Here is a 15,070-nt window from a genome sequence, read left to right as displayed (position 1 = left end):
GGCGCTGGGGTGCGGTATTTTGGGGATGACCTGCTAAAACTTGCCGCCATGCCTCGGTTGCCGGAAACCCGCCGCTACGCTGTTTTGGGCACGGGCGCTTTGGGAGGATTTTATGGGGCGAAATTGCAACAGGCGGGCTTTTCGGTGCATTTTCTGCTGCACAGCGACTATGACCATGTTCGCCAAAGCGGCCTCTGGGTGCAGTCCTGCTGGGGGGATTTTCATTTGCCCCAGGTGAATGCCTACGCAGCCGTGGAGGACATGCCCGCTTGCGAAGGGGTGATCGTGGCTTTGAAAGCCACCCAAAATGCGCTTCTGCCGCACTTGATCCCGCCTGTGTTGGCCGAGAATGGCGTGGTGATCTTGTTGCAAAACGGGCTGGGGGTGGAACCCGAGATTGCCGATTGCGTTGGCCCAGAGCGGGTCATGGGGGGCCTCTGCTTCATCAGCTCCAATAAGGTTGGCCCCGGCCACATTCACCATCTGGATTACGGTTCGGTGCTGCTGGCAGAGTACGGCCCTGGCTATGCCCCCCAAGGGATCACGCCCCGCCTTCAACAAGTTCAAGCCGATTTTCAACGGGCAGGGATCCCGACTTCGCTCTCACCAGATTTGATGTTGGCCCGCTGGCAGAAACTGGTCTGGAATATTCCCTTCAACGGCCTCTCGGTGGTGTTCAATGCCGATACTCAGCAAATGATTCGAGACCCTGAGGCCCGTGCTTTGGCGGAAACGCTGATGCAGGAGGTGATACAGGGAGCTGCAGCTTGTGATCGCCTGCTTCCCGACTCCCTGATCCAAGAAATGCTCATCAATACCGAGAAAATGGCCCCCTACCGCACCAGCATGAAAATCGACTATGAGCGCAAACGTCCTCTGGAACTGCAGGTGATCTTCGGCAACCCACTGCAGTACGCTCGACAAGCTGGGATCCATCTACCACGGGTTGAAATGCTCTATCGGCAGTTGCAGGTGTTGGATCGCCTGAATCGAGGGATCCCTGGGGAGCAGCAGGCTTAGGTTTTTCAAGATCCGGCGGAGCGATCCCAGGGCTGGACCAGGCTTTCTTCTTGGCTTGTGGGTAAACTGAGCCGCAGTCCTGTACCGTTGCTCCGGCTTTATGCCCCTGGGATCCACCCACGATCGCATCACCCTCTGGACAGCCCCCGGCATCACCTTAGCCGCCGGTTTGCTGGGGAACAGCACCACGGTTGCTCTGGCCGTGGGATCGGCCTATCTATTCAGCGGCCTGATGTTTTCTGGAGATCTGGACACCTGTTCCCGACAGTATCAACGCTGGCTGTTCTTGCGCTGGATTTGGCTGCCCTACCGCAAGTGGATGCGGCATCGCTCCTTTTGGTCTCATGGGCCGATTGTGGGCACCGCCGTGCGGGTACTGTACTTGAGCCTATGGGCAGGAGGAGCTGGCCTGCTGGGGGCTTGGCTGGGATCCCGGTTGGGCTGGTGGATGTGGCAACCCTGGGTGTGGGGCAGCGATCTCTGGCAATTGCTGCAAGTTCACGCCGAGATGCTCTTTTGGATTGGGATGGGGTTGGAACTGGGATCGGTGAACCACAGCCTGAGCGACTGGACGATCTCCCACTGGAAACGCTGGCGCAAACGCCGTCAGGCTCGATCTCCCGCCAGGCGACTCAGCTATCGTGGCTAGGGATCCATTGGGCCAAAAGCTGATTCTTGCCTGCCCCGGCATTTGAATGGCGGTGAGATTGCCTACCCCCCACTCCCGCTTGAACCTGTTGCTGTGCTGTGCCCACAACTCCGCGACCTGTCCTCTTAAGGAGGCTGAAACTGCAAGTCTTTACCAATTGCCCTCTGGCCTAGGTGCTCTGCCCGGCTTTCACAGCTTGATGCAAGTTGTTTTTATCAAGAATCTTCCCTATTCTGGTGGCTAGGTATTGCGATTCAATCTCAATAAAGCTATACTGTTACTCAGTTGAGTGGTGGAGTCATATCCATCAGTCTTCCTCTCTTGTCTTGGATGCGGCAGGGATCCTGTGCTGGCAGAGCTGGCCATCTGCGTCAGCAGGGATCCCTTTTTCTCCTCTCCAAGGCTAAGCAAGGTTCTGTGCTAATGAGAGTCAGAATCAGTTGATAGAGAGATTTTTTGCTTGCTCATGTCAATCTGTGGAGGTGGCAGTGTAAAGGAGCAACAGCGGCTGAGGGTTATGGCTTTGGAAGGGGGCAATCTGGCTTCGGGAACCGGAAGACAAGACCGAATACAAAGATTGCTGCTCTAGTTTCCTTTGCAAACTTGTCAGAAGCTAAGGAAAAAGACCAACCTTTTGGGACAAACTGTCTGTCCTATGTCTTGCTTTGTCGTTCAAAAATTTATGTTGGGCTCAAGAGAAACTCTAGAAAAAAGTTGAATCAGGTGGAAGAATCAGTTAGAATCTAGCTGGCGTTAACGCTAACCGCGACGAAGAGACTGGAGGGAGGAAAGCCTAACAGCCTCTCTCCTTTTTTCTGTAGAGATTACCCTCACCTTCAACCCCTGTCTTGTGAGAGAGGGGGAAGCCTGAATGTCCTATGACCCAAAGCGGCTAGAATTTCCATCAACTCTTGTTTTATTCTCTATCCCAAACCTGATACTAAAGAGTTGCCCCTCGATCTTGTAACCATTGAGCAGCCAGCCTGTGTTGGCGTTTTTGTGCATAGGCTAAGGGGGTATGCCCATCTTCATTGCGAGGGTTTAGTTCGGCTCCATTTTCCAGCAAAAGCTCCAGGATTTCGATGTGTCCTTCCCAAGCAGCCCAGTGCATCGGTGTCGCCCCGAATCGGTTGCGCGCATTGGCATTGGCCCCGTACAAGAGCAGAAAGCGAGCGATGCCCAAATCCCCTCGGGTGGCGGCTTCATGCAGAGGGGTTCGGCCTGTTTCGTCAGTGGCATCCACCGGCGCTCCCTTGGATAGTAGGCGGGCCAGAATGCTTTTTCGACCGGTGGCTGTGGCCCAGTGGAGAACACGACCGGTGTTGGCTCCCTTTTGGATGAGCAGACCGATTACTTCTACCTGATCGGTTAAAGCAGCCCGATGGAGAGGGGTATAGCCATGGTTATCTGGGAGATTGATATCACTGCCTGCCCTCAAGAGACGCTCCACCAGCTTGACCTGACCCCTGGCGGCAGCCAAATGGAGAGGGGTAGCACCTGTGGGATCTAAGGCATTGGGGGAGGCGCCATATACTAAGAGCAAGTCCAGCAGTCCCAGATGGCCAAGGAGTGTCGCTTTGTGAAGCAAGGTCATTCCCTGAGCATCGACAGCATTTACATCTTCCCCCCGCTGCAAATGGGCCAATAATTGTTTTAGATCTCGATTGGCAAGAGCTTGATGAAGCGCTTCACTCATAACAGATAGAAATAAAAAAGCCAAGTTGCAATGAAGTTGGGCAACAGGAAGGGATCCTCGATAGGCCGGAATGGAGGCTCCAAACAACTTGGGCAAAGTCTAACACTGGATCCCTGCTGCTGAGGGAAGCGGGAGAACCAAGCGCTTGGTGGGATCCCTTAGTCAAGCCGGGGCTACAGGGGTAGACTAGAGCTGGTTTTCGGTCAAGTCTTTTCCCGCTCCCTTGACTTCGCCACTGTTTATGGATTACTACGCGATCCTGAACCTATCTCCTGCAGCCGACATTGAAGAGATTAAACAGGCGTTTCGACGGTTGGCGCGGCAGTTTCACCCTGATGTGGCAGGGGAGGGATCCCGAGAGCGTTTCCAACAAATCCACCAAGCCTACCAAGTGCTGAGCGACCCTGAGCAGCGGCAGCGCTACGATGCACAACGTCAATCTGCACAACGTCAATCTCCACCCAGCTCTCCTGCTGCCGGCGAAAGGCGGGTGGTCATTCGCAGCATAGGCCCCTCATCGGCAGAGCAGCCCAATCCGGAAGGGCTCAAGGAGGGGATTGCCCGCGTCAAGGCAGCCTGGCGGGAGCGGAAGTTGCCCACGGCGGTGGCCCAGGCGGAGGCGCTGCTGAAACGGTTTCCCAACTCCAGCGAGGCCATCCACATCTTGGCGTTGGCCTACCAGCGCTTCGGCAACTATTTGATCTACGAGGGGCGCTATCAGCAGGCGGAAGCCTACTTGAGAAAAGCTTTGGCCACGGAGCCGCACAACCGAGAATTGGCCTTTGAAATCAAGCGAGATTTAGCCCGTCTGGGCATTCGGGAGGGATCCCGCTAACTTGCCTGCGTTGGGATCCCCAACGTCTGAGCTGCCCACTGCCGGAGTTGTTGGCGGTTGACTTTGCCCTGAGGGTTGCGCGGGATCCCGGTACACCACAGCCAGTGCTTCGGATGCTTGAAGGGACTCAGTTGGCGGCTTAGGTGTTGCTTCAGGTGCATCTCCAGCTCTTTGGGGATCCCTGTTTTGGGGACGACCACCGCCACCACCTGCTGCCCCCATTCGGCATCCGGTAGGCCCAACACGCACACATCTTCCACCCAGCCGCTGGCTCGGATCTCCCCTTCCACTTCTGCAGCCATCACCTTTTCCCCGCCGGTTAGGATTAGGTCATCGGCTCGACCTAACCAATAGAGGGATCCCTGTCGGTCTAGATAGCCCAAATCGCCGGGGGTAAAGCCTTGCTGTTGCCCTTCGCGTAAGCGGTGCGTAGCACTTAGGTGCGGGTAGTAGCCCAGTGCCAGCGACTCTGCCTGAATGTGAATGTAGCCCACAGCATGGCTGGGCAGGGGATCCCCTTTTTCGCTGCGGATCTGGAGCGTGGCGTGGGGCAGAGGCCGACCCAGACTGTCGCTCCCTTGCCAAAAGGCTTCTGGCAGTAACGTACACACCTGGGAGGCGGTCTCGGTCATACCGTAGGTGAGGGCAAGGGGAAGGTGAAGTTGCCGGGCCTGTTGCCGCAAGCTGGGCCAGGTGGGGCCACCGCCGACCAAAATGGCCCGAAATTGGCGCAGGCTCTCCAAAACTCCCGGATGGGCGCTGAGCAACAGCCGTTGCAACTGAGTGGGCACCAGCGATAGAAAGCTCCCCGGCAAAGGGGGATCCCAAGCCTTGGCCTGCTGTTGCCGTTTCCAATCCCAGACAACCCACTGCCCACCGCTCAGCCAGGAGCGGACTGCCTGCATCAAGCCGCTGACGTGGTACAGGGGCAGAAGGCAATAGCTGTGTACAGGCCCAACGGCAAAGTGCTGTTGGTGGGCTTTGGCCGAGGCACTGAGGGTCAGCCAAGAGTGCAGGGCCCATTTCACTTGGCCGCCAGAGCCACCCGTGGGGATGCCGATCAGCGGCCAATGGGAGCTGGGCACAGCTTCCCGCAAATCCCGCAGGCGCAGATTCAAGGGGGCGGGATCCCCTTCCAGTCGGCCCTGGCGCCAGCACCAGCCGGATCCCATATCCGCCAAAGCCTGTCCCCATTCCCGTTCTCCCCAGTGGGGATTACCCAGGAACAGCGGGATCCCCAAGCGCTGGCAAGTCAAAACTGCCGCCCACACCTGCACTGGATGCGAGTCCGCCACCAGCAGGGGAACGGCCTTGTCTGCCAAAGGGCGCAGTTGCTCTTCCAGTTTGGACAGGCACTCCTTCAAGTCTCCGCCATCCCCGGACAAGACAATTGACCTCATGGGCTATGGGTATGCCATCTCAACGGCTTCGCGGATCCCCTGCATTTTATTAGGGGATCCCCCCTCGATTTCCTTGGCAAGGAACGGTGAGGATAGGTTTGGGCTTGGCTTATCATGATCTAGGTTTGAACTGGGAGGTCTGTGTTGTGATCGAGCCGATTTTGTTGGGGATCGTCTTGGGCATGGTGGTGGTCACCTTGGCGGGCTTATTCGTGGCAGCCTACAGGCAATATCAACGCAGCAACAAGATCGGCCTGTAGGAGCAGCCTTTGGGGGGGTTGGAGAAAACCCATAGGGGAGAGAGAGATTGAGGTGGCATGGCAATGCACTGGCTGCGCACAGTCGCTGCTTTGCGGGAGCAGGTAGCCAATTGGCGGGGATCCACAGTTGGCTTGGTGCCCACGATGGGATCCCTGCATGAGGGCCATCTCAGCCTAATCCGCCGCTGCCGGCAAGAGTGTGACCACACGGTGGTCAGCATTTTCGTCAATCCGCTGCAATTTGGCCCCAACGAAGACTGGGATCGCTATCCCCGCGACGAAGAGGGGGACCGAGCTTTGTGCGAGGCAGCAGGTGTGGATGTGGTCTTTGCCCCTGACCCGCAAGAGATGGGAGCCGACCCCGCAACCGGAAGCGACCGCACCTGGGTCATGCCCCCCGAATCCCTTCTGCAGACCCTCTGCGCCCCCCACCGACCTGGCCACTTTCGCGGTGTAGCCACCATTGTGCTGCAACTGCTGAACTTGGTACAGCCGCAGCGGGCCTACTTCGGCCAGAAAGATGCCCAGCAACTGGCGATCATTCAGCGTTTGGTTCGGGATCTGCAAATACCCACCACGATCGTCCCTTGCCCCACGGTGCGAGAAGCCGATGGCCTTGCCTGTAGCTCCCGCAACCGCTACCTTTCTGCTGCTGAACGACAGGTGGCTGCCGGGCTGTACCGGGCCTTGCGTCGGGGATATGACCATTGGCAGGCCGGGGATCCCTCAGCAGAAGGGATCCTTGCCGCCGCCCGTGCTGAGCTGGAGCATACCCCAGAGCTGCAACTGCAATACCTGGAATTGGTGGATCCCCAAACGCTACAGCCGCTGCCGCGGGTGGAAGACAAGGGCCTGCTGGCCATTGCTGCCTATGTGGGGCAAACTCGCCTGATCGACAACCTGCTCCTTTCCCCAGAGCAAGGGGATCCCTCGCTGGAGAGAGTCCAGCATGCGGCACCGCCCTCTTCCGGCACGACCTCTCCCCCGCGTCGCCCGCTGATTGCCATCGACGGCCCGGCTGGAGCCGGAAAATCCACCGTGGCGCGGGCAGTAGCCGCCCAGCTGCAGCTTTTGTACTTGGACACGGGGGCCATGTATCGAGCCATCACCTGGCTGGCACTGCAACGGGGGATCCCTTTGGACGATGCCGAGCAACTCACCCAACTGGCCGCCCAAACCCAGCTCACCCTGCAAAGTGGCACCTCTTCGACAGAGCCGACCCGCATCTGGGCCGATGGCGAAGAAATTACCCAGGCCATTCGCTCTCCGGAAGTGACCCGCTGGGTCTCTCACGTGGCGGCAGTGCCGGGAGTACGCCAGGAGCTGGTGAAGCGGCAACGCAGCATTGGCCGGGATGGCGGTGCTGTCTTGGAGGGGCGGGATATCGGCACCCACGTCTTTCCTGATGCAGAGCTGAAGGTTTTCTTGACCGCTTCTGTTGGGGAGCGGGCGCAGCGTCGGCAACACCAACTCCAAGCCCAAGGGCAAATGGTGCCTCTCGAAGAATTGAAAGCGCAAATCGAGCAGCGGGATCGCCGCGACAGCGAACGGCTCATCTCTCCCTTGCGGCCTGCCCCCGATGCCATCTTGATCGACACAGATCACCTGAGCCAATCCGAGGTGCAAGACAAGATTGTCATGTTGTACCGGCAACTTTTGGAGCGATCTGGACCGGCCCGTTTAGATCAGTAGCTTTGACTCAATCAAGACTAAATCAACGGGACAAGTCAGATTTCCGCATGATTTTCAGGGAGCTGGCCGGTTTGAACAGCTTGATCCCTCTCTCATTTCTCATTGAAGATTTTCGTTGAAGATGCAGTTGATGAGGGGGCACGGATGCCGAGCTATGGGTTGAGTGATGAACTTTGGCAAAACCACCGAGGTGTTGAGGTGCCGGAGGGGATCCCGTTGATGATGGAAATAGGCCGACCCGCTTTTCTCTCGATGAGCCAATGCTACCTGTATCCCGTTCCGCCGTCGCGAACGGAGCGCTATGGTTAATGTCTTCCTCTTGGCCTTTTTGCTGCTCCTCTCAGGAGCTTGCTCTGGGGCCGAAACCGCCATCACGGCCATGGACAACCTGCGCCTGGAATCTCTGATCGAAGAACAAGGGGATCCACAGGGCTTGTATCGACTGGCCCAACAACAGCGCTCGCGGCTGATCACCACCCTGTTGCTGGTGAACAACTTTGTCAACATCGGCATTGCCGCTTTGGCCACAACCCTCTCCATTGAACTGTTGGGAACCCAGATTGGAGCTTTGGCCGCCACCGTGCCCACCACAATTGTGGTGCTCCTCTTTGGAGAAGTAGCCCCAAAGTCTTTAGCGGTGAGCCATCCGCTAGGGGTGTTCCGCTGGGTGGTGCGGCCTGTTCATGTCCTATCGGTGCTGCTGCGCCCTTTTAGCGACGCTTTTGAGTGGGTTGTCAGCAGGCTCTTCAATCTATTGGAATTCTCCCCCCTGACGGCCACCGCTTCTCTCAAGGATTTGGAGCTGCTGATCGATGTGTTGGGGCAGCGGGGGCTGCTGGATTGGCAAAAACGGCGGCTGTTCCGCGGTGCCTTGGCTTTGGACTTACTCCAAGCGCGGGACGTGGCCAAGCCCAGAGTTAAAATGGAGACCATCTCCCACGACAAAACACTGCAGGATGTGGTGAAGCTCTGTTTGGAAACGGGCTACTCCCGCATCCCCGTACAGGGAGAATCCAAGGATGAGATCGTCGGCATCATCCACCTCAAGCAAGCCCTGCGCCATCTGGATCGAAAAGGCAATGCCGAAGTGACCCAGGCGATGGCACCGCCTTTTTTTGTGCCGGACACCAAGCGGGTCAGCCTGTTGCTCAAGGAAATGCTGCGCTCTCGCCAACACCTGGGGATCGTGGTGGATGAGTTTGGCGGCACCACCGGCCTGATCACGCTGGAAGACATTTTGGAGGAGCTGGTGGGGGATATTTACGACGAGAGCGACCTCTCCCCCCTGCTGCTGCAGCGACAACGACGACAAGGTGGCTCTTCTGCCCCCTCCGGTTGAGCACCATGAGCAATCGGGTTGTCCACCCTCTGAGTCTTAGCTGGCCCCTGAGGGATCCGTCTCGGCGGCTGTTGGATTCTCGTGCGCATCGCCGTTGGGAGTGAACTCTATCAAGCCAGCATCGACAGGGTAGCGGGCCACAAAAAAGATCCAGAAGCTGTGGATCCCTAGCCCCAAAGCCCACCAGCCCAACAGGGGCACCAGCCACGGCCAATCCGCGCGGTACAGTTGCTGAAAAAACACCAGCCCAGACCCGCTACAGAGGAAAACAGACAGGTGGGCGGCATAGGTATAGCGATCATCCAGCTTGCGAAATTCGGGATCCCGACGGGAGGGCTTCCGGGGCCAGCGAGGCGGCATGGCAAAACCATCCAGTTAAAACCTTCTCCAGTGTAGAACAGCCGTCGGCGGGGATCCCTGAGACTTGGGAGCGGCATTTCTGCTGCGGAACCCCAGTTTCACCGCGCCTTTGCCCAGCCAGTACACCAGCAAACCCATCAGCAGCACTGCCAGCCAAGGGGCCAGCACCGCCACCACCGCCAGCAGCAGAGAAGTGACGTTTTCGCCGGTGGCCAACAGCGGGTTGCCCAGCCCCCCTGTGTGGTGGTAGAGGTCACCAGTGTGGCACAAAAATGCGAAACTGAGGCCCAACCCCCAAAAAATGGCCGGTATGCCCTTCATATCCTCAGCGTTGATGGGAGTGCTCCCGCCAAGCGCAACTGGGGGGATCCGTCTCGGCTGGCTGAACCTCGAACTCCAGCGGTCCCTCTTCAGTGTACAGGTGCAGGTCGAACCAGAAGGTGGATCCCTGTTCTAGCTTGCTCTCCAGGCAGATGCGGGTTCGATGTTTCTCCAGGATGTTGCGCACGATGGCCAACCCCAGGCCGGTGCCCTCTAGGGTGTGGACCCGGTTCTCGACACGGAAAAAGCGGTCGAAAATCCGCTCTTGATCTTCTGGGGCAATGCCAATGCCCGTATCGGCCACCGCCACCCGCACTGCCTGCGGGGATCCATCCGCCTGAACCACCAGGTGGGCATGTACCGTCACCAGGCCCCCTGAGGGGGTGAACTTGAGGGCATTGCCCAGGAGATTGGTCATCACCTGCAGCAGCAGATCGTAGTTGCCCCAGACCAGCGGCAGATCCGGATCGACGAACTTGCGCAGCTGGATCCCTTTGTCGCGGGCCTGCAGTTGGTGGGTGCGCAAAGTCTGCTCGATCACTGCCGCGATGTCGACACCTTCAAAGTGGTACTGCTTGCCCGATTCCAGACGAGACAAATCCAAAACATCGTTGACCAGGCGGGTGAGGCGGTCGGTTTCGCGGTTGGCAATTTCCAGATAATCCTGCCGCTCCGCCGAGGACATCTGCTCGCCGTACTCGTAGAGGGTCTCGATAAAAGACTTGATGCTGAAGAGGGGGGTGCGCAGCTCGTGGCTGATGTTGCTGATGAATTGAGCCTTGGCTTCGTTGAGCTCCACCTCGCGGGTGATGTCCTGCACCGTCATCACGATCCCCTTGAGATTTTGCCGCCGCGGATCCGACACCGGCGAAAGCAGGATGCGGATAACACGCTTGGTGGGGCCGGTGAGGTTGACGCGAACTTCCTCTGCCTCTTGATCCCCGCGGGCAATTTGCATCAGGGGGCGGGCCAGTTGCTGCTGCAGATCCTCCGGCAACAGCTCCGGCAGGGGTTTGCCCAAAACGGGATCCCCTCCCCAGCCAAACATGCGGGAGGCGGCAGGGTTGAGCAGCAGCACCCGCAACTCGGCATCCAGCAAAATGGCAGCATCGACGATGGAGAAGACCAAGGTCTCCAACTTGGCTTTGGCGGCAGCCAGTTCCTCGATGTTTTGCTCTTCGTAGCTTTGCAGCCGCTCCGCCATCTCGTTAAAGCTGTCGATGAGCTGGGCCAGCTCTCCCCCGAAGGGCAGGTCGATGCGCTGCTTGAAGTTACCTTTGGTGATCTCCTGGACACCTTTGACCAGCTCTTTGATGGGATAGGTGATGGTGAGGGCATTGACCACCGCTCCCAGGATGGCCAAGACCCACACCGCCAAAAACACCCCAATCGAGACCTCCCGCGCCAGCTGGGTGGAGCGCACCAGGGCAGGATTGGGATTGATCCCCAGGCCGAGGGTGCCCAAAAAGCGGCCCTGATGGTAGATGCCGACAAAAATATCCGTCACCCGCCCGGCAGGAGTGAGGTGGGTGCGCACCAGCGGTTGGCCCTCAGCAGGGGGGCGATTGTCCGGCAGTTGCATGCGACGGGTGAGGCTGAGGGAGGTTTTCACCTCTTGGTTGGAAAACGGGATCCCGTAGTAGATGTTTCCTTCGGGATCGGCGTAGAGCAAATAGCGGATGCTGCTGGTGCTCTCAAAGTACTGGCGGGACAGTTGGGCAACTTCGCCAATGCGATCTTCCGCAATCAGGGGGGCGACATTGGCGGCCAAGAGCAGCCCCAGATCTCGGCCAAAGCGGGCCTCGTTGAAGCGGGCATCCTGCTGCACAGTGCTGACGGCCCAGAAGGTAAAACTGCTCACCACCAATGAGACCACCAGCGTTGCCACAAAGAGCAACTGAGTTTCCAACCGCAGTTTTTGCTTCCATCGCGCCCACCAGCGCTGCAGGGATCCCATAGAGATCCCGGTCGTTGTTGGCACTGACATGTCCACAGCGCCAGGCAATGGCTCGGCAGGAGAAGAAGCCAGCTCAGGAGATTGGACTTCGGCAATGGGCTCGGCTGGCTCGACAGTGCTGACAGGAGGCATGAACCCAACGTGAACAGATAGCGTGAACGGATATAGGGCGGTGATTCGCCACCATTCTGACATGGGCAGGCGATCCCTTTGTCTCAGCCAAGGCCGGGTGAGAACCGGTATGGGATCCCGGCTTCGCAACGCAACCTGCTCCAGCCGACCTGCAGGGGAATGGTTGCCAATACCGATAAAGGTATCCCCAAGCAAAGCTTGTCAGCGCCCCTAAAGTTGATAGACTAGAAAATCGTGCTTCACCAGGTCAGAGTGACCGGAAAAATCGTGACCAACAGCCCCGTCAGCCAATTTATCCAACATCATTTTCGCCACTTCAACGCCGCCGCGCTGGTGGATGCGGCCAAGGGCTACTGTGCTCACCTGGAAAAGGGCGGCAAAATGATGGTGACCCTGGCCGGTGCCATGAGCACAGCGGAGCTGGGCCTTTCCCTAGCGGAAATGATCCGGCAGAACAAGGTGCACGCCATCTCCTGCACCGGCGCCAACCTAGAAGAGGACATCTTTAACCTCATCGCCCATGAGTTCTACGAGCGGGTGCCCCACTACCGCGATCTTAGCCCGCAGCAGGAGCAGGAGCTGCTGGAGCGGCACCTGAACCGGGTAACCGATACCTGCATTCCCGAAGAGGAGGCGATGCGGCGCCTAGAAAAAGCCCTTTTGGAAGAGTGGATGGCTGCCGACCAGGCCGGGGAACACTACTTCCCGCACGAGTTTATCTACCGCATCCTGCGCAGCGGCCGGCTGGAGCCCTACTACCAAATTAATCCCCGGGATTCTTGGGTTTACGCCGCTATGGAGGCCAACTTGCCCATCTATGTGCCGGGATGGGAAGACTCCACCACCGGCAACATGTATGCCGCCCACTGCATCACGGGTGAGATCCGCAATGTGCATACCGTCCGCACAGGGATCGAGTACATGATCCACCTGGCGGACTGGTACACGCACACCTCGGCGGAGTGCTCCATTGGCTTCTTTCAAATTGGCGGCGGCATAGCCGGGGATTTCCCCATTTGTGTGGTGCCCATGCTCCATCAAGATCTGGGTCGCCAGGGCGTACCCCTGTGGGGCTATTTCTGCCAGATCAGCGACTCCACCACCAGCTACGGTTCCTACTCGGGGGCAGTGCCCAATGAGAAGATCACCTGGGGCAAATTGGGGATCGACACCCCCAAATTTGTCATCGAGTCGGATGCCACCATCGTGGCGCCTTTGATCTTCGCCTGGGTGCTGGGGTGGTAGAGAAGGGGAATCAATCTGTATGCCCGTCGGTTGAGGCGGAGCGGGGCCAGCGGGACAACAGGGTTGCAGCTTCCCAGCGGCGCAGATCCTGGGCGATGCGCAGGGGCGTGAGGCCGTAGCCGTCCGGCTCGTCGATCTCGGAGCCATGTTCCAGCAGCAGCCGAACGACCTCGGGGTTGCCGGACCAAGCGGCAAAATGCAGGGGAAGGCCACCGGCGCCAAAACGAGCGTTCACCTCGGCCCCTCCCTGGAGCAGGGCTTTCGTAACCTCAGGGTTGCCCAGGCGAGCCGCTTGGTGCAGTGGGCTAGCTCCCCCATGGTCTAGTTGATTGGGATCCGCCCCCGCTGCCAGCAAAAGACGGGCGTTGAGGCCGCTCTCCACGAAAAACAGGGCTGTCTTGCCCCGCTCATCGACGGCGTTGGCGTCTTTCCCCAGCCAGAGAGCCAGTTGCAGCCGCAGCGGGTTGGCTTGGGCCAAGGCTTGTGGATCTTCTGGTAGGGAGTATCCATAGAATCCCAGACCCCCCACTAGCAGGGATCCCAGTCCGACAGCGATTTTTAGGACCTGACCTCGCATAGCCCTATTCCTCAAAGAAAAGGATGGCGAGCCCCTGCCTGGGCAGAGCCTGGGCCGAGAGCAGCAACGGGTTGCTGAGGGCAGGTTGCGGGGCAGCAGCGGGGAAGAGACGCAAAAACTCCTGCAGCGGCAGCAGCTCGCATTGGGATTCCTCGGCGGCGGCCGTGCGATACATGGTGGGGATGACCAGCTTGGGCTGCAGCGCCTCAATGGCCGCCTTGGCCCCGGCAGGATCGTAATTTTTCGGCCCACCCCCCACTGGCACCAGCAACAGGTCGGGACGAGCAAGCAGGATGGACTGCTCCCGCGTAATTGGCTGCAGCGCCCCTCCCAAATGGACAATGTCGATCCCAGCCATGCGCCAGCGCCAACCCACGTTTACGCCAAAGCGAGGGCCACGGGGCATGCGTACTCCTTGCACCCGGATCCCGTCAATCAGATAGTCTCCCGGCTGAAACAGCACCTTGGGGTTGCCGGGCACCACATCCAAAGCACCCTCATCCAACAAGCGGCTGCTGAGCAACACCAGATCGGCAGCAACTCGTGGGGCAGGATAGCCAGCCGTACAGCCCGCCGGCCGAAACGGGTTGACCAGAAACCGTTGGCCCTCCCCCTCGAACAAAACACAACTGTGGTGCAGCCAAGTCAGTTGCAGCCCCTGCGAGCTGGAGCCGGGAGTGAACTCTATAGACCCTGGGGTTGTTGGCGTTTCCGAACCTTGTGCCGGCGCTGTCTGAGCGCCCGCTTTGCGCCCTCTGGCCAGGTTCACGGCCATCGATCCCAGCAGCCCAGCGCTGGCTTGCAGAAGCTGGCGACGCTTCATGGAGTGGGGATCCCTGATGTAACAACGGCAACGGTTTCCTGAGGTTTCTGCGAAACATTGGGCTGAGCAGCAGTTGAGGCTTTGGCGCTGCGCAGGAAGTTGCTCAACAAGCGCTTGCCCTCTGCAGTCAAGATGCTCTCCGGGTGGAACTGCACGCCCTGAACATGGGGATAGCGGCGGTGGCGTACCCCCATGATGATCCCATCGCTGGTTTGGGCCGTCACCTCCAGCTCGTCAGGACACGTAGAAGGCTCGATCACCAAGCTGTGGTAGCGGGTGGCCGTGAAAGGCTGGCTCAACCCCTCAAACACCCCCACCCCTCGATGGTAAATGAGCGAGGTTTTGCCATGCATCAGCTCAGGTGCGCGCACGATCTGACCACCATAGACCTGGCCAATGCACTGGTGCCCCAGACAAACCCCCAAAATCGGCAGCTCTGGCCCCAGCTCCCGAATCAACTCCAGCGAGATCCCAGCATCTTCTGGCCGCCCTGGCCCAGGAGAGATAACTACAGCTTGCGGCTGCATTCGGCGCAGGTCGTCAACGGAGAGCTGGTCATTGCGAAAAACCTGAAGCTGAGCTCCCAACTCCCCCAGGTACTGCACCAAGTTGTAGGTAAAGCTGTCGTAGTTGTCGATGACGACCAGCACGATAGCATCCGGCAACGGCACCCCATTTTAGCACTTGCTTGAGCTGCTGTTCTTGATCCAAAGAAGCAGAGTAACTGGCGCTTTTTGCAGGGGAGCAGTCGACGCCCCAAGAAA

16 protein-coding genes are annotated in these 15,070 nt (G+C 58.7%); 8 read left to right on the top strand and 8 right to left on the bottom strand.

Going from position 1 to position 15,070, the window contains the following annotated elements; translation table 11 throughout:
- Positions 1-48: 48 nt before the first annotated feature.
- Positions 49-1,020 (top strand): putative 2-dehydropantoate 2-reductase, encoded by a 972-nt coding sequence (locus ACVWZJ_RS03210; RefSeq protein ID WP_011433995.1) that lies wholly within the window; start codon positions 49-51, stop codon positions 1,018-1,020.
- A gap of 100 nt (positions 1,021-1,120) precedes the next feature.
- Positions 1,121-1,669 (top strand): metal-binding protein, encoded by a 549-nt coding sequence (locus ACVWZJ_RS03205; protein WP_457394556.1) that lies wholly within the window; start codon positions 1,121-1,123, stop codon positions 1,667-1,669.
- Positions 1,670-2,609: 940 nt separating this feature from the next.
- On the opposite strand, the gene ACVWZJ_RS03200 is transcribed toward ACVWZJ_RS03205, so the two are convergent.
- A complete protein-coding gene (locus ACVWZJ_RS03200) occupies positions 2,610-3,365 on the bottom strand; it encodes an ankyrin repeat domain-containing protein (RefSeq protein ID WP_457394554.1) in 756 nt (251 codons plus the stop codon).
- A gap of 241 nt (positions 3,366-3,606) precedes the next feature.
- On the opposite strand from ACVWZJ_RS03200, the gene ACVWZJ_RS03195 reads away from it, so the two are divergent.
- Entirely contained in the window at positions 3,607-4,200 is a 594-nt protein-coding gene (locus tag ACVWZJ_RS03195; protein WP_457394551.1) for a DnaJ domain-containing protein, read from the top strand.
- Here the strand turns inward: ACVWZJ_RS03195 and ACVWZJ_RS03190 are convergent.
- A complete protein-coding gene (locus ACVWZJ_RS03190) occupies positions 4,197-5,600 on the bottom strand; it encodes a 2-succinylbenzoate--CoA ligase (RefSeq protein WP_414424683.1) in 1,404 nt (467 codons plus the stop codon). The genes ACVWZJ_RS03195 and ACVWZJ_RS03190 overlap by 4 nt on opposite strands.
- Before the next feature lie 146 nt (positions 5,601-5,746).
- Between ACVWZJ_RS03190 and petG the strand changes: the two genes are divergently transcribed.
- From petG to ACVWZJ_RS03170, 4 genes are all read left to right on the top strand, one after another.
- Complete coding sequence (gene petG, locus ACVWZJ_RS03185; protein ID WP_011433989.1) at positions 5,747-5,860, top strand: cytochrome b6-f complex subunit V; 114 nt, start codon at positions 5,747-5,749, stop codon at positions 5,858-5,860.
- 63 nt (positions 5,861-5,923) lie between these two features.
- Positions 5,924-7,552, top strand: a complete 1,629-nt coding sequence (locus ACVWZJ_RS03180; RefSeq protein ID WP_457394613.1) for a bifunctional pantoate--beta-alanine ligase/(d)CMP kinase — start codon at positions 5,924-5,926, stop codon at positions 7,550-7,552.
- A 144-nt stretch (positions 7,553-7,696) separates the two neighbouring features.
- A complete protein-coding gene (locus tag ACVWZJ_RS03175) occupies positions 7,697-7,861 on the top strand; it encodes a hypothetical protein (protein WP_187147237.1) in 165 nt (54 codons plus the stop codon).
- Positions 7,854-8,891 carry a hemolysin family protein gene (locus ACVWZJ_RS03170; RefSeq protein WP_457394548.1) on the top strand — a complete coding sequence of 346 codons (1,038 nt, stop codon included), beginning with the start codon at positions 7,854-7,856 and terminating at the stop codon, positions 8,889-8,891. The genes ACVWZJ_RS03175 and ACVWZJ_RS03170 overlap by 8 nt, the downstream gene beginning before the upstream one ends.
- A 36-nt stretch (positions 8,892-8,927) precedes the next feature.
- On the opposite strand, the gene ACVWZJ_RS03165 is transcribed toward ACVWZJ_RS03170, so the two are convergent.
- Genes ACVWZJ_RS03165 through ACVWZJ_RS03155 form a run of 3 tightly spaced genes read right to left on the bottom strand, consistent with a single transcriptional unit; the run spans position 8,928 to position 11,661 of the window.
- The gene (locus ACVWZJ_RS03165) at positions 8,928-9,251 is read right to left on the bottom strand and encodes a hypothetical protein (protein ID WP_457392883.1); all 324 of its coding nucleotides are present in this window, start codon (positions 9,249-9,251) and stop codon (positions 8,928-8,930) included.
- A gap of 15 nt (positions 9,252-9,266) precedes the next feature.
- Positions 9,267-9,572 (bottom strand): DUF4126 family protein, encoded by a 306-nt coding sequence (locus tag ACVWZJ_RS03160; RefSeq protein WP_457394544.1) that lies wholly within the window; start codon positions 9,570-9,572, stop codon positions 9,267-9,269.
- Between the two features lie 4 nt (positions 9,573-9,576).
- A complete protein-coding gene (locus ACVWZJ_RS03155) occupies positions 9,577-11,661 on the bottom strand; it encodes a HAMP domain-containing sensor histidine kinase (protein WP_457394541.1) in 2,085 nt (694 codons plus the stop codon).
- A gap of 267 nt (positions 11,662-11,928) precedes the next feature.
- Between ACVWZJ_RS03155 and ACVWZJ_RS03150 the strand changes: the two genes are divergently transcribed.
- Entirely contained in the window at positions 11,929-12,906 is a 978-nt protein-coding gene (locus tag ACVWZJ_RS03150) for a deoxyhypusine synthase family protein (RefSeq protein WP_414406823.1), read from the top strand.
- A 10-nt stretch (positions 12,907-12,916) separates the two neighbouring features.
- Here the strand turns inward: ACVWZJ_RS03150 and ACVWZJ_RS03145 are convergent, their stop codons facing one another.
- The 3 genes from ACVWZJ_RS03145 to ACVWZJ_RS03135 are packed head-to-tail and all read right to left on the bottom strand — an operon-like array spanning position 12,917 to position 14,956.
- On the bottom strand, positions 12,917-13,483 hold the full coding sequence (locus ACVWZJ_RS03145) for an ankyrin repeat domain-containing protein (protein WP_011433982.1): 567 nt from the start codon (positions 13,481-13,483) through the stop codon (positions 12,917-12,919).
- A 4-nt stretch (positions 13,484-13,487) separates the two neighbouring features.
- Complete coding sequence (locus ACVWZJ_RS03140) at positions 13,488-14,306, bottom strand: MBL fold metallo-hydrolase (protein ID WP_041436742.1); 819 nt, start codon at positions 14,304-14,306, stop codon at positions 13,488-13,490.
- Positions 14,303-14,956 (bottom strand): anthranilate synthase component II, encoded by a 654-nt coding sequence (locus tag ACVWZJ_RS03135; RefSeq protein ID WP_414357317.1) that lies wholly within the window; start codon positions 14,954-14,956, stop codon positions 14,303-14,305. Before ACVWZJ_RS03135 ends, ACVWZJ_RS03140 begins: the two co-directional genes overlap by 4 nt.
- Positions 14,957-15,070: the final 114 nt, after the last annotated feature.

Source organism: Thermostichus sp. OS-CIW-29 (genome assembly GCF_054058195.1).
This window is presented reverse-complemented; position numbering and strand designations above follow the sequence as displayed.

What these genes read in the sequence shown, in the direction of transcription:
- ACVWZJ_RS03170 (WP_457394548.1), top strand. Translation starts at nt 7,854, where the DNA reads ATGGTTAATGTCTTCCTCTTGGCCTTTTTGCTGCTCCTCTCAGGAGCT.
- ACVWZJ_RS03200 (WP_457394554.1), bottom strand. Translation starts at nt 3,365, where the DNA reads ATGAGTGAAGCGCTTCATCAAGCTCTTGCCAATCGAGATCTAAAACAA.
- ACVWZJ_RS03195 (WP_457394551.1), top strand. Translation starts at nt 3,607, where the DNA reads ATGGATTACTACGCGATCCTGAACCTATCTCCTGCAGCCGACATTGAA.
- ACVWZJ_RS03210 (WP_011433995.1), top strand. Translation starts at nt 49, where the DNA reads ATGCCTCGGTTGCCGGAAACCCGCCGCTACGCTGTTTTGGGCACGGGC.
- ACVWZJ_RS03175 (WP_187147237.1), top strand. Translation starts at nt 7,697, where the DNA reads ATGCCGAGCTATGGGTTGAGTGATGAACTTTGGCAAAACCACCGAGGT.
- ACVWZJ_RS03190 (WP_414424683.1), bottom strand. Translation starts at nt 5,600, where the DNA reads ATGAGGTCAATTGTCTTGTCCGGGGATGGCGGAGACTTGAAGGAGTGC.
- ACVWZJ_RS03165 (WP_457392883.1), bottom strand. Translation starts at nt 9,251, where the DNA reads ATGCCGCCTCGCTGGCCCCGGAAGCCCTCCCGTCGGGATCCCGAATTT.
- ACVWZJ_RS03180 (WP_457394613.1), top strand. Translation starts at nt 5,924, where the DNA reads ATGCACTGGCTGCGCACAGTCGCTGCTTTGCGGGAGCAGGTAGCCAAT.
- ACVWZJ_RS03140 (WP_041436742.1), bottom strand. Translation starts at nt 14,306, where the DNA reads ATGAAGCGTCGCCAGCTTCTGCAAGCCAGCGCTGGGCTGCTGGGATCG.
- ACVWZJ_RS03160 (WP_457394544.1), bottom strand. Translation starts at nt 9,572, where the DNA reads ATGAAGGGCATACCGGCCATTTTTTGGGGGTTGGGCCTCAGTTTCGCA.
- ACVWZJ_RS03155 (WP_457394541.1), bottom strand. Translation starts at nt 11,661, where the DNA reads ATGCCTCCTGTCAGCACTGTCGAGCCAGCCGAGCCCATTGCCGAAGTC.
- ACVWZJ_RS03145 (WP_011433982.1), bottom strand. Translation starts at nt 13,483, where the DNA reads ATGCGAGGTCAGGTCCTAAAAATCGCTGTCGGACTGGGATCCCTGCTA.
- ACVWZJ_RS03205 (WP_457394556.1), top strand. Translation starts at nt 1,121, where the DNA reads ATGCCCCTGGGATCCACCCACGATCGCATCACCCTCTGGACAGCCCCC.